Genomic DNA, 15,864 nt, shown 5'->3' with positions numbered 1-15,864 from the left:
ACTACTTCCACACCCCCACCATCTACCTTTGGGCTGCGCCCGCATCCCCACCTTTTGCAATTTTCCGAATTGGGGGGGCGCCCCCCCCCGGGGGGTGCCGCCGCCCTCATGCGTAGCCGGGGGCATGCCGCGACGGCGTTACCGCGCGTCGGCGCCCGCCACCTCGTCCACGCCCCAGCCGGCCAGCAGCCGCAGCGACTCCGCCGCGCGTGTGCCGGGCTCCGCGTGATAGGTGACCAGCGACAGATCGTGGTCGTCGGGCAGCCTCAGCGTCTCGTACGACAGGGTCATCTCGCCCACCAGCGGATGGTGCAGCCGCTTGGTGCCGTGACCCTTGTCCTGGACCGTGTGCGCGGCCCAGAGCTTGCGGAACTCCTCGCTCTTGACCGACAGATCGCCGATCAGCGCGGGCAGCTGCGGGTCGTCGGCCGAGCAGCCGGCGTACATCCGCAGCACGCTCACCACCTCGGTCGCCTTGCACTCCCAGTCGACGTACAGATCAGGCGCGTTGGGGTCGAGGAAGACGAGCCGGGCCATGTTCCGCTCCTGCGGCGGCAGTGCGGCGAAGTCGCCGAGCAGTGCGCGGGCCATGCGGTTCCAGCCGAGGATGTCCAGCCGGCGCCCGAGTACGTACGCGGGCACCCCGTCCATCGCGTCCATCAGCTGCTGCACCGCAGGCCGCAGCTGCTGCGGCCGGCCCATGCGCCGGTGCTTCTTCTGCTTCGGCTTGGCGAGGTGGCTGAGATGGTCCCGCTCGACGTCGGACAGGCGCAGGGCCCGCGCGATCGCGTCGAGCACCTCGGTGGACACATTGCGTCCGTTGCCCTGCTCGAGACGCGTGTAGTACGCGACGGACACCCCGGCGAGCTGCGCCAGCTCCTCGCGGCGCAGCCCGGGGACACGGCGGTGGCGGCCCAGCTGTGGCAGGCCGACGTCCTCCGGCTGCAGCCGGGCACGGCGGGAGCGGAGGAATTCGCTGAGTTCGGCGCGCTGGTCCATACAGCCAAGTATTACCGGCCGGGGAGCCTGTCGATCCTGACCCTGTCAGTAGTACGCACACTGGTCGTAGGCACAACAGAGGGCTGGGTAAGTGCCGCGCCCGGCGGCAGGCTCGTAGCCATGACCACCACCGTTTCCGCATACGCCGCTCCCGCCGCCAAGGCGCCGCTGGAGCGGACCACCGTCCCGCGCCGCCCGGTGGGCGAGCACGACGTGCTCATCGAGATCAAGTACGCGGGCATCTGCCACTCCGACATCCACCAGGCCCGCGACGGCTGGGGCGAGGGCATCTACCCGATGGTGCCGGGCCACGAGATCGCCGGCATCGTCACCGAGGTCGGCCCCGGTGTCACGAAGTTCGGCGTCGGCGACAGGGTGGGTGTCGGCTGCATGGTCGACTCGTGCCGCGAGTGCGACAACTGCAAGGCCGGTCTTGAGCAGTACTGCTCCGGCGGCAACGTCGGCACGTACAACGCCCTCGACAAGAGCGGCGAGCCGACCTACGGCGGCTACTCCACCCACATCGTCGTCGACGAGGCCTTCACGCTGCGTATCCCCGACGGCCTGTCGCTGGACGTCGCGGCCCCGCTGCTGTGCGCCGGCATCACTCTCTACTCGCCGCTCGCCCACTGGAACGCGGGCCCCGGCAAGAAGGTCGCCATCGTCGGCCTTGGCGGTCTCGGCCACATGGGCGTCAAGATCGCCCATGCGCTGGGTGCCGAGGTGACCGTGCTCAGCCAGTCGCTGCGCAAGAAGGACGACGGGCTGAAGCTGGGCGCCGACCATTACTACGCGACAAGCGACGAGGCGACCTTCGAGGAACTGGTCGGCAGCTTCGACCTGATCGTCTCGACGGTGTCCGCGCCGCTGCCGCTGGACACGTATCTGCGTCTGCTGAAGACGGACGGCGCCTTTGTGAACGTCGGCGCTCCCGAGGAGCCCGTCTCGCTCAACCTGTTCTCCGTCATCGGGGGCCGCAAGAGCCTGGCAGGCTCGGGGATCGGCGGTATCCGGGAGACGCAGGAGATGCTCGACTTCTGCGCCGAGCACGGCCTGGGTGCGGAGACCGAGCTGATCCGCGCGGACCAGATCAACGAGGCGTACGAGCGGGTGCTGGCGAGCGATGTCCGCTACCGCTTCGTGATCGACACGGCCACGATCTGAGTCTCACCGGCTGACGATCTCTCACGGTCTCAACTGCGGCCCCGGCCGCACCGGATCAGCTTCGCGCGGATCCGGTGCGGCCGGGGCATCACTGCGTCCACTGCGACGGCCGGCCGGACGGGACCGGGCTTGAGAGCGCCCGGCCGTGGCCGACCGGTGCGGTGCACTTACCTCGCGGGTAATCGACGGTCTCCCGGTGTCCCGGCACGATCGAAGACATCCGAACGAGCCCCGTACGGGCCGTGTACGAGCCCCGCACCAGGAGGACATCATGACCGCCTACGCCGTCGGCCACCTGCTTCCCGCCGCGCACCTGCACGACGAGATCTTCGTCTACATGGAGCGGATCCAGTCCACCCTCGACCCCTTCGGTGGCCGTTTCCTCGTCCACGGCGCGACCGTCGAACTCCGCGAGGGCGAGTGGCCGGGCGCGCTCGTCATCATCGGCTTCGCCGGCATGGAGGAGGCGCGCCGGTGGTACGACTCCGAGGCCTACCAGGAGCTTCTGCCGCTGCGCACCCGGCATATGGCGGGCGATGTGATCCTGGTCGACGGCGTCGCCCCCGGCTATGACGCCGCGGTCACCGCCGCCCGGCTCCGGGAGGCCCAGGCCCTGGCGTCATGACGATCATGACCGTCATGACGACGACCCGCCGAAAGGCGGATGCCGCGCAGGCATCCCGTCGCGATCCGCGTCGGGGCGATGTCTGTCCCCCGTCTCACTCCGGCGTGTGGCAGGTCGCCTCCACGTTGTTGCCGTCCAGATCCCTGACGAACGCGCCGTAGTACGCGGGGTGGTACTCGGGCCGTACCCGTGGCTCGTGCAGTACCTCCGCCCCCGCCTCGACGGCCGCCGCGTGGAACGCCCGGACCTGTGCGCGGTCGGCCGCGACGAAGGCGATATGCACCTCGCGCGCATGCCCCTCCGTCGTCACCGGGCCTATCCAGAAGGTCGGCTGCGTCGTGCCGTAACCGATCACCTGACCGAAGTCGAGCAGCCGTTTGCCGCCGAGCGGGGCCAGCACACGGTCGTAGAAGGCGGCGCTGGCCGCCGGGTCCGCCACTTGTACCGAGATGTGGTCAATCATGCGTCGAGCGTGGCACACGCCACTGACAATCGGCCGTCAGCCTCGGCCGTCGGCCGCCGTCAGAGCCGTCAGCAGCCCGAGCCGCTCGAACGCGACAGACGGTAGGGCGAGTCCAGCCGGTACTCGCCCGCCCGCGGCACGGTCAGCCGCGTCCACTCGCCCTCCTGCCGCAGACACGCCCCCTCCGCCCGCAGCCACGGCGAGTACACGACCCGTACCGTCACCGATCCGGCCGCCGGCATCCGTACGACCAGCTCCGCGTCGTCGCCGCGGACCACCGTCGCGGGTGCGGCGGCCAGCGGAACCGCGTCCCGCACCCGGTAGACCGTCCACCCGCCGTCCTGCCACACCCGCTCCAGCCAGCCCGGCCCGCTCCTGACGATCGCCGCCTCGTCCTCGGCGGGCCCGTCAGGACGCCCGTGGTGCAGCACCACGAAGCCCACCGCCCAGCGGTCCAGCCACTGTCGGTACGTCGCCGGGGTCAGCGACCCGTCGTAGAAGAGCCGCCCGCGCTCCACATCCAGCTGCCGGTTCCAGCCGCGCGCCATATTGATGTGCGGGGAGAGGACGGTCGCCTCGCGGTGGTTGCGGGCGGGGACGACCTCGACGCGCGTGCGGTCGGCGCCCAGCCGCTGCAACTCCCGTACGACACCGTCGGTGTGCGCGGCCCACGCGGGCACCTCGCCGGAGACGACCAGATCGTCGTCGGTTTTGTCGATCAGCCAGTACGTGTTCACGGCCAGCCCGATCGCGAGCACGGCCCGCAGAAGTCTGCCGAGCCCTCCCGCCAGCACCGCCGCGAGCAGCACCGGCGGCCCGACGAGACCCAGCAGACGCTCGACGTTCGTGCCGATGGGCGAGGCGATGAGATAGGTGAGGACGACGCCGACGCCGTACACCCCGGCCCCGAACCGCACTACCCGCCAGTCGCGCGGCGCCGCGATCGCCACGGCGGCGGAGACGGCCAGCGGCAACAACAGTTGCCCGGCCGCCATGGGCTGTTCGCCGTGGAAGGGGAAGAGCAGCGTCACCGTGCCCACCACGGCGAACGGCGGCAGCACGAGCGCGGCGCCCTTCCGCCACCGCCGGTCCAGCAGATACGCGGCCCCCGCCACCACCAGAAAGAGCCCGGCCACCGGACTGGCCATGGCAGCGAGCGCCGCGCAGGCCACGGCGACGCCGGTCCTGCGTACGTACAGGACGGCGAGCAGCCCGATCGCGACGCCCAGTGCGAAGGTCGTACGACCGCAGGCGATATTGGACCAGAGGGCGAGTGCCCCGAGCGCGGCGGGCCAGCCGGGCCGCCGCATTCCGCTGCGTACAAAGAGGCAGGCCAGCACCCACGTTCCGGCCAGACCCGCGGCGACGGACACCGCGCGCACGCCGAAGACGGCCATGAGTGGGGGAGACAGCAGGCTGTAGTTGGCGGTGTGGGTGCCGCCGTACCAGGAGAGGTTGTAGGCCGACATGGGGTGCCGTTCCATGAACCCCGCCCAGGCGAGCTGAGCCGCCAGGTCACCGCCGCCGGTCGCGAGCCAGGCGGCCCACAGGACGTACAGCGGCACAACGACGGCCGTCGCGACGAGCGGGACGCGCCACCAGGGTGGTGCGTCCCGCTCGCCGGCGTCAGTTCGTACGGTCTCTGCCCGCTCGCTGATCCCCACGCCGCAAACCCTAGTGGTGCCTCACAGGCGGACCGTGAGTTGGTCGGCGCGTGGCCAGGTGGCGAATGGTTCCTCCTCCAGGGAGTAGATCTCGAGCAGGGAGAGGTAGCCGTCCGTCACGAAGAGCAGTACGCCGCCGAGGCGGCCGTCGGTGGTGGAGACGTCCGCTTCCGCGACGGGATTCGCCGCGGCGGCTGCCGGCTCCACACCGTCGCGGGCGACCTCCAGCGAGACGGTGGCGCAGCCGCATCCGCACGGCTCGGTCGTCCGGGCGTAAGGGATCTGCCCGCGCAGTTCGGCGAATCCCGGCCGGTCGGAGGAGAGCAGCGCTGTCAGGACGGCGACCACGTCGTCCGGCAGGTCGCCCGACGAGTCATCCGGCACAGCTGATCACTCCGCCGGGGTCGGGCTGGTACAGCCAGTGCACGAGGAAGCCGTGCACCAGCAGAAGCACCGCGGCACCCACCGCGCTCACACCCGCGACCCAGGTCATCGACCCGGTGCGCCGGACCAGCCGGTCCGTGAGGAACAGCGCGACTACGCCGCACGTCAGTCCGCCGTACGCCGTGACGTACATCTGCCAGGAGACCGGCAGGCTGTTGCACTCGGCCCACTGCGCGGCCATGTGCGCGTCATCTGCGGCGAAGTAGCCGACGGTGGCGAGCAGACCGACGATGACCAACAGCGGTACGGCGGCGGTGCTCTTGGGCGTGGTGTTCTCGGACATGGTGTTCTCGGACATGGAGGCGACCATGGATTGATCATTCCTGATCGGCCGGGCGGCTGTCCGGCCGGATCCCAACTCCGGCCGCGGGCCACGGAATTCGTAAACGCCGGTTGTGTGGGCCGGCGGGGTGTCGGCGCACGCGGAGGGGTCTATGGTCCTCGACCATGGCCGAACCCTGGTCACGCGGTGTCGCTCGACTTCCGCCGGCTGTCGCCCGACCGTGTCGCCGCGTCGCTGAGCCAGGCCGGTCTCGTCGTGGACGCCCGGCTGCTGCGTGAGCCCGACGAGACCGAAAGGGTCCAGCAGGCCCACCTCTTGGCCCGCAAACCGGGGATGTCGTAGCGCCGCGCCTGCCGCAGCGCGCACCGATGCTCCCTCTCCGGGCATCGGCGGCGGGTCATGCGATTTCGCAGGGGGCGGAACTCTGCTGCCACCCGGCCGGCCGTAACGCTCCTACCCTGAGGAGGTGAGCAGCCACGCGCCGAACCACGTCCGCGTCATTCCCCTGCGCCCGGCCACAGCGGCGCCGACCCCCGCGACCAAAGAACCCCTGTGGCGGGACGTAGTTGGTGACGTCCTGCGCCGTCAGCGCCTCGCCCAGGAACGCACGCTCCAGGACGTGGCCGACACAGCTCGGATCTCGATGCCCTATCTCTCCGAGCTCGAGCGCGGCCGCAAGGAGGCTTCGTCCGAAGTTCTCGCGGCCGCCGCCCGTGCACTGGGCCTCGGACTGGCCGATCTTCTCGCGCTGGCCCACGGTGAGCTTGCCCGCCCCGCTCGGGCGAGGCCGGCCCAGAGCAGCACCGCCCCCACCGCCCCCACCTCGGTCACCTCGGTCACCTCGGTCACCTCGAGGCGCGACCGCAACTCCGGGCGCGCGGCGACCTCGCGGCACGACGGAATGTGCCTCGCCGCCTGACAGACGGCCGTGCCCCCGCCGGGGCGACGGCCGCCGGGCACCGCGCACTTCAGCGCGTCAGGCAGGTGCGATCCGCCGGCTGAGTACCTCGTCGGCCAGCCCGTATGCGACTGCCTCCTGCGCGGTGAAGACCTTGTCGCGGTCCATGTCCGCGCGCAGGGTCGCGACGTCGTGGTGCGTGTGCCGGGACAGGACCTCCTCGACCTGGGAGCGGACCCGGATCATCTCCTTGGCCTGGAGGCTGAGGTCCGAGACCGTACCCTGCCGGCCGCCGCTCGCAGGCTGCCCCAACAGCACCCGCGCGTGCTCGAGAACGAACCGCCGCCCCGGGTCTCCGCCCGCCATGAGCACCGCCGCGGTCGAGGCCGCCTGCCCGACGCAGAACGTGGAGATCGGTGCGCCGACGAACGTCATCGTGTCGTAGATCGCCATGAGTGAAGTGAACGAGCCCCCCGGTGAGTTGATGTAGATCGCGATCTCACGGTCCGGGCTGGACGACTCGAGGTGGAGCAGCTGGGCGATGACGACGTTCGCGACGCCGTCGTCGATCTCGGTGCCGAGGAAGATGATCCGCTCGGACAGCAGCCGGCTGAAGACGTCGTACGACCGCTCCCCCTGCGGGGTGCGCTCGACGACGTTCGGGATCGTGTACTGGCCCATGTCAGAGCCCCACCCGTCGCCGCGGTCCGGCAGGGCGCACGTCGTCGAGCGACTCGACGACGCGATCGACCATGCCGTACTCCTTCGCCTGCTCGGCGGTGAACCACCGGTCGCGGTCGCCGTCCTGGGAGATCGTCTCCTCGGTCTGGCCGGTGTGCTCCGCGGTGATTCGCTCGACGGCCTTCTTCGTGAACTCGAGGTTCTCGGCCTGGATCGCGATGTCGGCGGCGGTCCCGCCAATTCCGGCGGACGGCTGGTGCATCATGATCCGCGCGTTCGGCAGCGCAAAGCGTTTCCCCGCCGCCCCGACGGTGAGGAGGAACTGCCCCATGCTCGCGGCAAAGCCCATGGCGAGTGTCGAGACGTCGTTGGGGATCAGCCGCATCGTGTCGTAGATCGCCAGCCCCGCCGTCACCGACCCGCCCGGGCTGTTGATGTAGAGGCTGATGTCGGTCCTCGGGTCCTCCGACGACAGAAGAAGCATTTGCGCGCACACCCGGTTCGCGGAGACCTCGTCCACCTGGGTGCCGAGGAAGACGATCCGCTGCGCGAGGAGTTGTGCGGCCAGATGGTCGTCGAACCGCGTCGGAGGTGTGTCACCCTCGGCCGCTCGTGGGTTCATGGCCGGGTCCCAGCCGGTGATGAGTGGGGACATCGGTCCTCCTTGTCGTGGCGCGGCTCGGATCAGCCGCGGTCCCACCACTCTTCGCCCGCGGTCGCCGCTCGGTCAGCTTTCTTGGCCGGGAGCAGATTCGCTGACGGCAGAGGGGGGCGGGTATCCCGGCCGTTGCCGAGCCCGGCGGCGGCGCTAGGCTGCGTCGGCTGACAACACGGAGTACGGGGGCGGGGATGGAACGAACAGGTCCGAGACGGGTGCTGGTCACGCTGGTGGCCCTGTGCGCGGGGGTCTTCCTTCTGGGCACCGGTCTGATGCGGTTGGAGACACGGCTGACGGGGGTGGCCGGACAATTCCGCGCCGAGCGCTGCGAGATCTCGAAGTCCCGGCACGGCGACGACGGTCTGCTGTGCTCCGGATCGTTCGAGGCTGAAGACGGGGCCTTCCGGATTGCGCAGATCGAGGTCGAGACCACGTTCGACGAGAAGCCGACCGAGCCGGTGACCGCCACGGTCGACGGCCCCTCGGCCACGGTGGCAGTCGAGCACCGCCTCGGAGCCTGGCTGGCTCCAGGAGCCACCGGCCTGTTCTGCCTGCTCGTCGCCGCGTGGAACGTCAGGTCGGCCCTGCGTCGCAGGCGAGGCACCGGCTCACCCACGGCGAGCGACACCGCGGAGGCGGGGCTGTCTCAGCAGTCCCCGGCCTGAGCGGGACGCGGGTGAAGCGTCCCCGGTCAGCGGCGATCGCGACCGGGGGCCGCTTTCGCCCTGTGCGGAGCGGCCGACTTCATCGGGATCTCTGGCGATCCTCGCCAGTTGGATGACCAGTTCGAAGCGCACGAGGCGGAAGAAGTCAGGTGCCGACGCCGCGCGTTCGACGGATCAGGCGGAGCGAATTCCTGCAGGCGCGGCCTTTCGGCCTTCCTCGAGAGTCCCAGCACCGTCACCGATGTCCCTCGTCCTCGAAGTAGCGGAAGAACAGCACACTGACCGGCACTTGATAGCCGGATGCCCGATAGGTGAACGATCCGCTCAGTCGCGGCGTCGATCTCGCTCGCGATGACGGTCAGAGTACGGGTGCCGTTCAGTGCGTCCGGCGGACTGCTTCCGAATCGCAGCGCGAACGCCTCGTCCAGCTCCTCCACGGATCGGCCTCAATGAGCTCCTCCAGCCTCGACTCCAGAGGTATCGGCCGCGTAGTGACCCGTACCGGCTTGACCCACTCGACGAGTCAAGCACGACGACGCTTCAGGTGTATGGCCGCCGCCTCATGCGCGCGCCCGACGACGTGGAATGAAACAGATGCGTGAGAATCGAAGCCCACCTATCGGCGCCTGATCCAGGGCGACGAGGCGGTATTGAGGCCACGAGGCGGAGGAGACGGGATGCTGACCGAGACCGAGTTCCGAACCGAAGATCTGGCTGGTGCGGACCGGTTCGACTTCTGGTGCGAGCGCATCGGCCGAACCCATGCGCCGCTGGACCTTCACAGCGAATACGCGGCGGATTACCGGGCGCATCAGCGAGTACTGGAGCTCGGCGCGGTTCACGTCTGGCCCACGACCTACCAGGCCCTTCGATTTCGCCGGACCCCCAAGCTCATCCGCCAGTCCGATCCCGAGCAGTACCACATCGGGATCCCTCTGCACGGGACCAACCGAGTCACTTGGGCCGACCAGAAATCCGTGTACGGGCCTTACGAGATACAGGTCTTCGACAGCTCAAGGGCTTTCGAAGTCAACTCCGCCAACGGACCCGATCTGTTCTCGGGGATCGGGATCGAGATCCCCAAGGCGTTACTGCACCTGCCGCAGAACAGGATGGACCCACTGTTCGCCCATGGAATGTCCGGACGGGAAGGGATTGGCACCCTGCTCGTACAGTTCCTCACTCAGCTGACGGTGGACACGAGCCCCTACCTGCCATCCGACGGCCCCCGTCTGGGAACGGTCGTGGTCGACCTGCTGTCCGCACTGTTCGCTCACGCTCTGGGCGCCGACCGCTCCCTTCCGCCGGAAACCCGTAGCCGGACTCTGGTGCTGCGTATCCGGGCCTACGTCCAACGGAACCTGCACGACCCGCGGTTGACCCCGCGTGCGATCGCCGCCGCGCACAACATCTCCACCAGCTATCTGCACCGCCTCTTCCAGACCGAGCACGAGACCGTCGCGGCCTGGATCCGCCACCAGCGCCTGGAACATGCTCGCCGCGACCTCGCGGACCCCGCGATGTGCTCCACCACCATCCACGCCATCGCCGCCCGCTGGGGCTTCACCCGCGCTGCCGACTTCACGCGCGCCTTCCGCACTGCCTACGGCATGCCGCCCAAGGACTACCGACACCAAGCCCTCCGCAGCCCTGAGTCGACCGCGTGGACTCATTGCTAAGAACTGTGGACGCTGCGCAAACGACTTCCGACGGTATCTCCGGCAGGCTGGCTGACAGCTGCCGCCGGGGAGGCGTCGGCTGACCACATTGGCTTCCGGCGCGGCAGACCACCGTGCTGAAGCGAGACGACCATCAAAGACAACAGGGGGATTCCTTGCAGGTGCGACGTACTGTCACAACTATCGCCACCACCAGCGTGCTCGGACTCGGCGTCCTGGCCGGCACGGCGCACGCCGACAGCCATCACCCGGCTTCGGCCGCGGAGCCCGTCACCACCACGGCAGGCAGCAGGACCTTCACCGCCCAGGTGGCCAAGATCGACCCCAGGACCGGCAAGCAGGTCAAGGCCCGCACCGTGCTGTGCGAGTGGAACCACAAGGCGGCGTGGACTGCCGGTAACCCCACTAAGGTCACCGGCACCGCCAGCTTCTTCTGTGCGGCGGTCGGCCCCGACGGGCCTCAGATCACCGGGGAGATCCGGGCGCGCCTGCTCGACGGCAAGAACGGAAGCACCGTTGCCGACGGCAAGTGGAGCTTCATCAACGCCATCGATCCGACTCCTACGGTTGCTGAGGTCACCGCTACGGTCAAGCGCCCGAAGAGCCTGTACGTGCAGAACGAGATGCACGGCGCGTTCATGACCCCGGGCTGGGTGTGGACGTCGCACCCGAAGGGCTGCTCCGGGGCTGCCACGCCGAACATCGTCTGCAACATCAACTCCTCGAAGTTCTCGGTCTGAGGGGACGTGTGAAGAAGTCGCGTATCGCCGTGCCGGCTGGGATGGCCGGGCTGATGGTCTTCATCGACTCGCCGATGGCGATGGCCCGGTCCGGCAGCATGCAGGGGGTTCGGGTCGGCTTCGAGTCTCGCGGTCACTGAGTAGGCCGCTGCCTGTGAGGGCCGGATCCTGCACGTGCGGGATCCGGCCCTCGGCGTCTCGGCTCACCCCGGTCTCTTCGTCCCGGACATCCGCCGCGGGTACCTCCCCGCGATGTCCCTGCAATGTCATGTCCCGTTACGGCCCCACGGCGGGAACGCGAGGACTGCGGCCGTGATTTCAGGCTCTTGGCTGGTAGGCAGCGTATGAGCAGGTCCCTACCGCAGGAATGCTGCAGTGGTTGCCACGAACCGGTCGGCGTCGTCGAGCCATGGGTAGTGGCCTGCTCCCGACTGCACGACGAGCGAGGCATCGGGGAACAGGCCGGCAAGCTCGGCCACCGCCGGAGGGGGACTGTTCACGTCGAACTCCCCGGCGAGCAGCAGCACGGGGCCCTCATGGGAGGCGAGCGCCGCACGAGTGGTCTCCGTGTCGAAGGCGCCCTCGGCTGCGAAGAGAGCGACAGCTTCCTTGTTGCGCGGCGGGTCGGCCGCAGGGTGATTCTGTGCGGCGGCATCCCACCGGCCCCAGAAGAAGGGGGCGATGGCCTCCCGGTCGCTGCCCGTGCCCTCGGTGATCGCCTCCAAGGCGGCGAACGCCGCCGGGAACCACGGTTCACCCTTCCTGAGCTGCGCAAGCTCGCGCCGCATCGCTCCGGTGATCGTGATGCCGACGGCTGCGGAGCTGGGGGTGATCAGGGTCAACCTGCCGATGTTCTTCGGGTATCGGGCCGCATACTGCACCGCAATGTTCGTGCCGGCGGAGTGGCCGAGCAAGTCCATCCGGGTGAGTCCGAGGTGTTCGCGCAGGGCTTCGACATCGTCGACCAGGCGATCGCAGCGGTAAGAGGCGGTGTCTTCGGGCATCGCGGATCGGCCGGTGCCGCGGAGGTCCAGAAGGATCAGCCGGCGGTGTGCGGACAGGCCGCCGAGGTCGCCGAGGTAGAGGGCGTCCGTGGGACCTCCCGGGATGCAGACGAGCGGGTCGCCGGCCCCGTGTACGCGGTAGGCGAGCTGGGTGCCGTCAGGTGCGGAGAAGGTGGGCATGGTGTGGAGCCTGTCAGCTATAACCGGGTTGTACAACCTGGTTATGGTGGCGGGTTCAGGCTATAACCGAGCTATGGCAGGCGAAGAGGACACGCGTCAGGACCCCGAGACGCTGACGGAGGAACAGGCCGAGCGGATGCTCACCGACATGAACGACGTCATCCGTGCAGGGGAGGAGATGCGGAAGCTTCGCGCCGAAATGATCAAGCTGTTCGCCGGCTTCGGCTGGACCCAGGACAGAATTGCCCGGCTCACCGGCATGAGTCAGCCCGCCGTGTCCAAGCAGGTGGCGAAGTACGGGATTGGCGAGTCACTGCCCCCGATGGGGCTCTCCCTCGACCAGTACGACGCCCCATGGCTCGAAGGTCGCCTGTGGGGCCTCGCCGAGGAAATCTCCGAGACCTTCGACGACACCGCCCGCTGCACCCGCTACGTCAACGCCATCGCCCGGGGGAAGAGGCGCTTCACGCCCCAGAACGTCGACGAGCTGCGACGCCTCGTCGAAGAGGACCTGAGACTGCACCGGGCAGAGATGCCTCGCAGCTACCAGGACGCGTACGACAAGATCAGCCGTGGTCTCGATGTCCCCTCGAAGGTCACCACCACCACCTCGGCCTCCGTGCGGCGCGCCCTCGCTCACCAGATCCAGCGTGACCGGCTCCGGGTCGATTCCTGAGCACTTCCTGGAGCACCGGGACCGGCCCTACGTGAGCGCTGACGCCCTTTGGGGTCAGCCTCCGCAGGCGCGACGCCGATCGGGCAGAGGACGCCCGTGCCGCCGATCCTGTGCTGCCATGTGACCCAGAGCGACAGTTGGTCGTTCGGCGGGCCCGCCCGGTCACGGATGCAGGTGTGTCAGCAGGTCGTCCCCGGCGGGGTAAGGAGGCTCCTGGGGCAGCAGTTGGGCCGCGGAGTCCAGGTCGCCGTCACTTACGAGCGCGTGGATGTCACGGGCGAGCGGAGTGACGTCACTGATGGCGACCGTCCACTCGTCCGCGTAGCGTCGTACGGCCTCACCGGAGAGCCCGAGTTGCAGCGAGCGGTGCGGCAGGGGTCGCAGGTGCAGGTCGCGCTCGGGGTCCCATTGGACGCGGGCGGGTGCGCGCTTCACCTGACGTTGCCAGGTGCTGCGGTCGGGATGCACCCCGCGCACGTAGCTCGACAGGCACGCGTGGCGCAACGCCCACTCGAAGCCGCCGCGGGAGATCTCGAAGGCCAGGACGGTCTCCTGACCGGCCTTCGTGCCCCATCCGCAGCGGTACATCATCCACAGGAACGACGGCTTGATCCAAGTCAAGGATTCTTCGTAGCCTTTTTGGTTGGGTAGCTGTCGCGCGGGGTCGGAGCAGTACCCCTTGCGCGGCCTGGTTGGCGGGTCGTGGTCCGGCCTAGGCTCTGGCTCATGACTGAGTGCGTGCAGGTGTACACAGCGACGGAGAGCCGTGAGGCGGCGGTAGCACTGGCCCGGGGTGCGACAGAGGCACGTCTGGCTGCGGGGGCGCAGGTGGTCGGCCCTGTCACCTCGGTGTTCTGGCACCTGGGCGAATTCGGTGAGGGCGAGGAATGGCAGGTGATCTTCAAGACAACGGCGGCGCGATACCCCGAACTTGAGGCGCATCTGCTGGAGCTCCACCCGTGGAAGAACCCCGAGATCAACGCGGTACCCATCGTGGCGGGCTCTGCGGCCGGCCTGGACTGGATCGCCCGCAGCGTCGCCGAGTGATCACATGGCCGCGCGGTCCAGCAGCTCGGCAACGCGCGCGATCGTCCGGTGCGGCTGAAGCCTGAGCAGGAACTCGCTCGCGCGCTGCTGCGGCCGGACGGAACCGATTCCGGCGGAGAGATCCATCGCCTTGGTGATCACTGTTGCTGACTGCTCGATCTCCCCGGCGTCCAGGTAGGCGTGTGCCAGCCAGGTGAGATACAGCGACTTGTCGCGGGCGTGAGCATCGTCGAAATCGGCCAAGGCTGCTTCGAGAGCGGGGACGGCTCGCAGTGGCCGGTGCAGCTCGGTCCAGCAGCGGCCCTTCATGATCTGGAGCTCGCGGGTGTCGACCCACGACGACCAGTCGGGCCCTGGACGGTCGTTGCTGCTCCCCGTCAACGCCTCTTCGGCCTGGCCGAGTGCTTGCTCGGTTTCCTTGGCCTGGCCTGCTTTGGCATGGGCCCAAGCACGACGTTCGAAGAGAAGGGCACGGACAGTCGCGGGCGCGTCTGCGCTGGCTGTCTCGCAGGATGCGGCGGCGGTCGCCACTCCGGACGTGCCGGTACTGACCTGCTGGTAGGCGAGGAACGCGAGGGAGTTGCCTGCCAGCGCCGTGTCTTGGGCCTCGGTCGCTGCCTGAAAGGCCTTCTCGTAGAGGGCTGACGCCTCGGTCTGCCGTCCTGCGTCGAACGCTGCCCAGCCCGCCTGTTGCGCCTGCTCGGCCACCAGACTGAGGAGCTGTCGGCCGGTGGTCTCCGTGTATGAGGCGTTGCGCAGCAGGTTCATGGTGGTGCCGAGCTCGGCGCGGTAGATGTGCCGGGTGTCGGCTCCGCCGAGTACGTCATCGAGGCTGCGAAGGCGGGTTGTGCGCCGCTGAAGGTGCTGCACCTGTCGCTGTCCGATGCGGCGGCCGGCCGTAGCTCCTGGCGTCATGGCCGCGCCGGTGGCGATGCCGACAGAAGCTGCGAGGAACCTCCTGCGCTGCACTTCGTCTCCTTCGAGATCGACGGTTCCCACATCATCGGACTGGGGAACACCCGCAATTCTTGGGGCGGCAGTCGCGAGGGGAGAGATCAGCTCCGGGCGACTTGCGGATGTGGGCGTTAATACCTGCTCCCATGGGCGCGGTGCCATCCCGATCATGTGGCCGGGGATGCTCAGGGCGTCTGCGATGTACGCGATCTTCTCGTACGTGGTGATCGCGCCGTCGCCTCGCGCCAGCTTCCCCACCCGTTCCGGCTTGATGTCGCACGCGTCGGCGATTTTCAGGAAGCTGATCCCGCCCCATTGCCGGGCCAGCTTGAAGACCTGTCCGAAGTCGTGTCGCTTCAGCGCGGTCTGCACATCTGCTCGGCCAAGGACATGGGTCGGTAATGCCGTCGGTGAGAGGTCTCCTGACACGCGCTTCCCCAAATCTGCCTGGGCACAAGGAATATCAGCGATTCTCAGCGCGGAGGTTACCCATCATGGGTACCCCCATGGCCGGGAATCGATGGGGCGATGAGACGCCCATTCTCTGAGGCATGCAGGAGCGACAGGATGCGCTGAACGGCCCGGAGATGGTGTGCCGATGGGCTCGCCATCCGCGGTGCGTCGGCCTGGCTCGCGTAGAGCTGCGCAAGGCGCTCGCCGCCTGGGGCCTGGCAAAGATTGAGGACACGGCTCCCGTCGTGCTCTCCGAACTGGTCACGAACGCCGTCCGGCATGCGCACGTTTCGCCGGGGCGAGAGATCGAGACCCGCTTTCAACTGGCTAGTGACGACCTGCGCATCGAGGTGCACGACGCCGCTGATGAGTGGCCTCACAGGCATGCCGCTGCCAGTGACTCCGAGTGCGGCCGGGGACTCGTCATGGTCGGCGTGCTTGCGGACCAGTGGGGCGTGAGCGAGCGCGGCGGGGTCGGAAAGTCCGTATGGGCACTGATGTCGGTGCCGCCGCAGGACGGAGACAGCTGATGGACGGTGCTCAGAAGCCTGTGGACGCCGGTGCGTTGGAGCCTCAGTCGACGAGAC

The 15,864-nt window shown here is 68.7% G+C and carries 21 protein-coding genes; 11 read left to right on the top strand and 10 right to left on the bottom strand.

Annotated elements, in window-relative coordinates; translation table 11 throughout:
• Positions 1 to 138: 138 nt before the first annotated feature.
• Positions 139 to 999, bottom strand: a complete 861-nt coding sequence (locus tag AB0D12_RS27590; RefSeq protein WP_362688215.1) for a helix-turn-helix transcriptional regulator — start codon at positions 997 to 999, stop codon at positions 139 to 141.
• 120 nt (positions 1,000 to 1,119) lie between these two features.
• On the opposite strand from AB0D12_RS27590, the gene AB0D12_RS27585 reads away from it, so the two are divergent.
• The gene (locus tag AB0D12_RS27585; RefSeq protein ID WP_362688213.1) at positions 1,120 to 2,163 is read left to right on the top strand and encodes an NAD(P)-dependent alcohol dehydrogenase; all 1,044 of its coding nucleotides are present in this window, start codon (positions 1,120 to 1,122) and stop codon (positions 2,161 to 2,163) included.
• Between the two features lie 271 nt (positions 2,164 to 2,434).
• Entirely contained in the window at positions 2,435 to 2,788 is a 354-nt protein-coding gene (locus AB0D12_RS27580) for a DUF1330 domain-containing protein (RefSeq protein WP_362688210.1), read from the top strand.
• Between the two features lie 94 nt (positions 2,789 to 2,882).
• Here AB0D12_RS27580 and AB0D12_RS27575 read toward each other — a convergent pair whose 3' ends face one another.
• The 4 genes from AB0D12_RS27575 to AB0D12_RS27560 form a co-directional block, all read right to left on the bottom strand.
• A complete protein-coding gene (locus AB0D12_RS27575) occupies positions 2,883 to 3,251 on the bottom strand; it encodes a VOC family protein (RefSeq protein ID WP_362688207.1) in 369 nt (122 codons plus the stop codon).
• Between the two features lie 68 nt (positions 3,252 to 3,319).
• Positions 3,320 to 4,816 carry a hypothetical protein gene (locus AB0D12_RS27570; RefSeq protein WP_362688246.1) on the bottom strand — a complete coding sequence of 499 codons (1,497 nt, stop codon included), beginning with the start codon at positions 4,814 to 4,816 and terminating at the stop codon, positions 3,320 to 3,322.
• Between the two features lie 120 nt (positions 4,817 to 4,936).
• On the bottom strand, positions 4,937 to 5,299 hold the full coding sequence (locus AB0D12_RS27565; protein WP_362688204.1) for a hypothetical protein: 363 nt from the start codon (positions 5,297 to 5,299) through the stop codon (positions 4,937 to 4,939).
• A complete protein-coding gene (locus AB0D12_RS27560; protein WP_362688201.1) occupies positions 5,289 to 5,657 on the bottom strand; it encodes a hypothetical protein in 369 nt (122 codons plus the stop codon). The genes AB0D12_RS27565 and AB0D12_RS27560 overlap by 11 nt, the downstream gene beginning before the upstream one ends.
• 171 nt (positions 5,658 to 5,828) lie before the next feature.
• Here AB0D12_RS27560 and AB0D12_RS27555 point away from each other — a divergent pair, with 171 nt between their 5' ends.
• Positions 5,829 to 5,984, top strand: coding sequence for a hypothetical protein (locus AB0D12_RS27555; protein ID WP_362688198.1), 156 nt, complete (start codon positions 5,829 to 5,831; stop codon positions 5,982 to 5,984).
• 124 nt (positions 5,985 to 6,108) lie between these two features.
• Complete coding sequence (locus tag AB0D12_RS27550) at positions 6,109 to 6,561, top strand: helix-turn-helix transcriptional regulator (protein WP_362688195.1); 453 nt, start codon at positions 6,109 to 6,111, stop codon at positions 6,559 to 6,561.
• A gap of 57 nt (positions 6,562 to 6,618) precedes the next feature.
• On the opposite strand, the gene AB0D12_RS27545 is transcribed toward AB0D12_RS27550, so the two are convergent.
• The gene (locus tag AB0D12_RS27545; RefSeq protein ID WP_362688193.1) at positions 6,619 to 7,221 is read right to left on the bottom strand and encodes an ATP-dependent Clp protease proteolytic subunit; all 603 of its coding nucleotides are present in this window, start codon (positions 7,219 to 7,221) and stop codon (positions 6,619 to 6,621) included.
• Between the two features lies 1 nt (position 7,222).
• Positions 7,223 to 7,876 carry an ATP-dependent Clp protease proteolytic subunit gene (locus AB0D12_RS27540; protein WP_362688190.1) on the bottom strand — a complete coding sequence of 218 codons (654 nt, stop codon included), beginning with the start codon at positions 7,874 to 7,876 and terminating at the stop codon, positions 7,223 to 7,225.
• Between the two features lie 194 nt (positions 7,877 to 8,070).
• Between AB0D12_RS27540 and AB0D12_RS27535 the strand changes: the two genes are divergently transcribed.
• The 4 genes from AB0D12_RS27535 (at position 8,071) to AB0D12_RS27520 (ending at position 11,103) form a co-directional block, all read left to right on the top strand.
• Positions 8,071 to 8,544: a hypothetical protein gene (locus AB0D12_RS27535; RefSeq protein WP_362688187.1), complete on the top strand. Its 474-nt coding sequence runs from the start codon at positions 8,071 to 8,073 to the stop codon at positions 8,542 to 8,544.
• A 677-nt stretch (positions 8,545 to 9,221) separates the two neighbouring features.
• Positions 9,222 to 10,223, top strand: a complete 1,002-nt coding sequence (locus AB0D12_RS27530; protein ID WP_362688185.1) for a helix-turn-helix domain-containing protein — start codon at positions 9,222 to 9,224, stop codon at positions 10,221 to 10,223.
• Between the two features lie 161 nt (positions 10,224 to 10,384).
• Positions 10,385 to 10,963 carry a hypothetical protein gene (locus AB0D12_RS27525; RefSeq protein ID WP_362688182.1) on the top strand — a complete coding sequence of 193 codons (579 nt, stop codon included), beginning with the start codon at positions 10,385 to 10,387 and terminating at the stop codon, positions 10,961 to 10,963.
• Between the two features lie 8 nt (positions 10,964 to 10,971).
• The gene (locus tag AB0D12_RS27520; RefSeq protein ID WP_362688179.1) at positions 10,972 to 11,103 is read left to right on the top strand and encodes a hypothetical protein; all 132 of its coding nucleotides are present in this window, start codon (positions 10,972 to 10,974) and stop codon (positions 11,101 to 11,103) included.
• Positions 11,104 to 11,319: 216 nt separating this feature from the next.
• Here AB0D12_RS27520 and AB0D12_RS27515 read toward each other — a convergent pair whose 3' ends face one another.
• Positions 11,320 to 12,147: an alpha/beta hydrolase gene (locus AB0D12_RS27515; protein WP_362688176.1), complete on the bottom strand. Its 828-nt coding sequence runs from the start codon at positions 12,145 to 12,147 to the stop codon at positions 11,320 to 11,322.
• Positions 12,148 to 12,220: 73 nt separating this feature from the next.
• Between AB0D12_RS27515 and AB0D12_RS27510 the strand changes: the two genes are divergently transcribed.
• Positions 12,221 to 12,823, top strand: a complete 603-nt coding sequence (locus AB0D12_RS27510; RefSeq protein WP_362688173.1) for a sigma-70 family RNA polymerase sigma factor — start codon at positions 12,221 to 12,223, stop codon at positions 12,821 to 12,823.
• A 162-nt stretch (positions 12,824 to 12,985) separates the two neighbouring features.
• Here the strand turns inward: AB0D12_RS27510 and AB0D12_RS27505 are convergent, their stop codons facing one another.
• Positions 12,986 to 13,567, bottom strand: a complete 582-nt coding sequence (locus AB0D12_RS27505; RefSeq protein ID WP_362688243.1) for a DUF4291 domain-containing protein — start codon at positions 13,565 to 13,567, stop codon at positions 12,986 to 12,988.
• On the opposite strand from AB0D12_RS27505, the gene cutA reads away from it, so the two are divergent.
• Positions 13,550 to 13,870, top strand: coding sequence for a divalent-cation tolerance protein CutA (gene cutA / locus AB0D12_RS27500; protein ID WP_362688170.1), 321 nt, complete (start codon positions 13,550 to 13,552; stop codon positions 13,868 to 13,870). The genes AB0D12_RS27505 and cutA overlap by 18 nt on opposite strands.
• Here cutA and AB0D12_RS27495 read toward each other — a convergent pair whose 3' ends face one another.
• Positions 13,871 to 15,196, bottom strand: a complete 1,326-nt coding sequence (locus AB0D12_RS27495) for an XRE family transcriptional regulator (protein WP_362688167.1) — start codon at positions 15,194 to 15,196, stop codon at positions 13,871 to 13,873.
• 179 nt (positions 15,197 to 15,375) lie between these two features.
• On the opposite strand from AB0D12_RS27495, the gene AB0D12_RS27490 reads away from it, so the two are divergent.
• Complete coding sequence (locus AB0D12_RS27490; RefSeq protein ID WP_362688164.1) at positions 15,376 to 15,807, top strand: ATP-binding protein; 432 nt, start codon at positions 15,376 to 15,378, stop codon at positions 15,805 to 15,807.
• The last annotated feature ends 57 nt before the right edge of the window (positions 15,808 to 15,864 follow it).

The organism is Streptomyces sp. NPDC048479, assembly GCF_040651435.1.
Taxonomy (GTDB): Bacteria; Actinomycetota; Actinomycetes; order Streptomycetales; family Streptomycetaceae; genus Streptomyces.
The sequence above is the reverse complement of the archived record's forward strand: the minus strand, read 5'-3'. Positions and strand labels throughout refer to the sequence as shown.

Excerpts from the sequence above, each read along its gene's own strand:
- AB0D12_RS27590 (WP_362688215.1), bottom strand. The coding sequence starts at position 999 with ATGGACCAGCGCGCCGAACTCAGCGAATTCCTCCGCTCCCGCCGTGCC.
- AB0D12_RS27585 (WP_362688213.1), top strand. The coding sequence starts at position 1,120 with ATGACCACCACCGTTTCCGCATACGCCGCTCCCGCCGCCAAGGCGCCG.
- AB0D12_RS27580 (WP_362688210.1), top strand. The coding sequence starts at position 2,435 with ATGACCGCCTACGCCGTCGGCCACCTGCTTCCCGCCGCGCACCTGCAC.
- AB0D12_RS27575 (WP_362688207.1), bottom strand. The coding sequence starts at position 3,251 with ATGATTGACCACATCTCGGTACAAGTGGCGGACCCGGCGGCCAGCGCC.
- AB0D12_RS27560 (WP_362688201.1), bottom strand. The coding sequence starts at position 5,657 with ATGTCCGAGAACACCATGTCCGAGAACACCACGCCCAAGAGCACCGCC.
- AB0D12_RS27545 (WP_362688193.1), bottom strand. The coding sequence starts at position 7,221 with ATGGGCCAGTACACGATCCCGAACGTCGTCGAGCGCACCCCGCAGGGG.
- AB0D12_RS27540 (WP_362688190.1), bottom strand. The coding sequence starts at position 7,876 with ATGTCCCCACTCATCACCGGCTGGGACCCGGCCATGAACCCACGAGCG.
- AB0D12_RS27535 (WP_362688187.1), top strand. The coding sequence starts at position 8,071 with ATGGAACGAACAGGTCCGAGACGGGTGCTGGTCACGCTGGTGGCCCTG.
- AB0D12_RS27530 (WP_362688185.1), top strand. The coding sequence starts at position 9,222 with ATGCTGACCGAGACCGAGTTCCGAACCGAAGATCTGGCTGGTGCGGAC.
- AB0D12_RS27515 (WP_362688176.1), bottom strand. The coding sequence starts at position 12,147 with ATGCCCACCTTCTCCGCACCTGACGGCACCCAGCTCGCCTACCGCGTA.
- AB0D12_RS27510 (WP_362688173.1), top strand. The coding sequence starts at position 12,221 with ATGGCAGGCGAAGAGGACACGCGTCAGGACCCCGAGACGCTGACGGAG.
- cutA (WP_362688170.1), top strand. The coding sequence starts at position 13,550 with ATGACTGAGTGCGTGCAGGTGTACACAGCGACGGAGAGCCGTGAGGCG.
- AB0D12_RS27490 (WP_362688164.1), top strand. The coding sequence starts at position 15,376 with ATGCAGGAGCGACAGGATGCGCTGAACGGCCCGGAGATGGTGTGCCGA.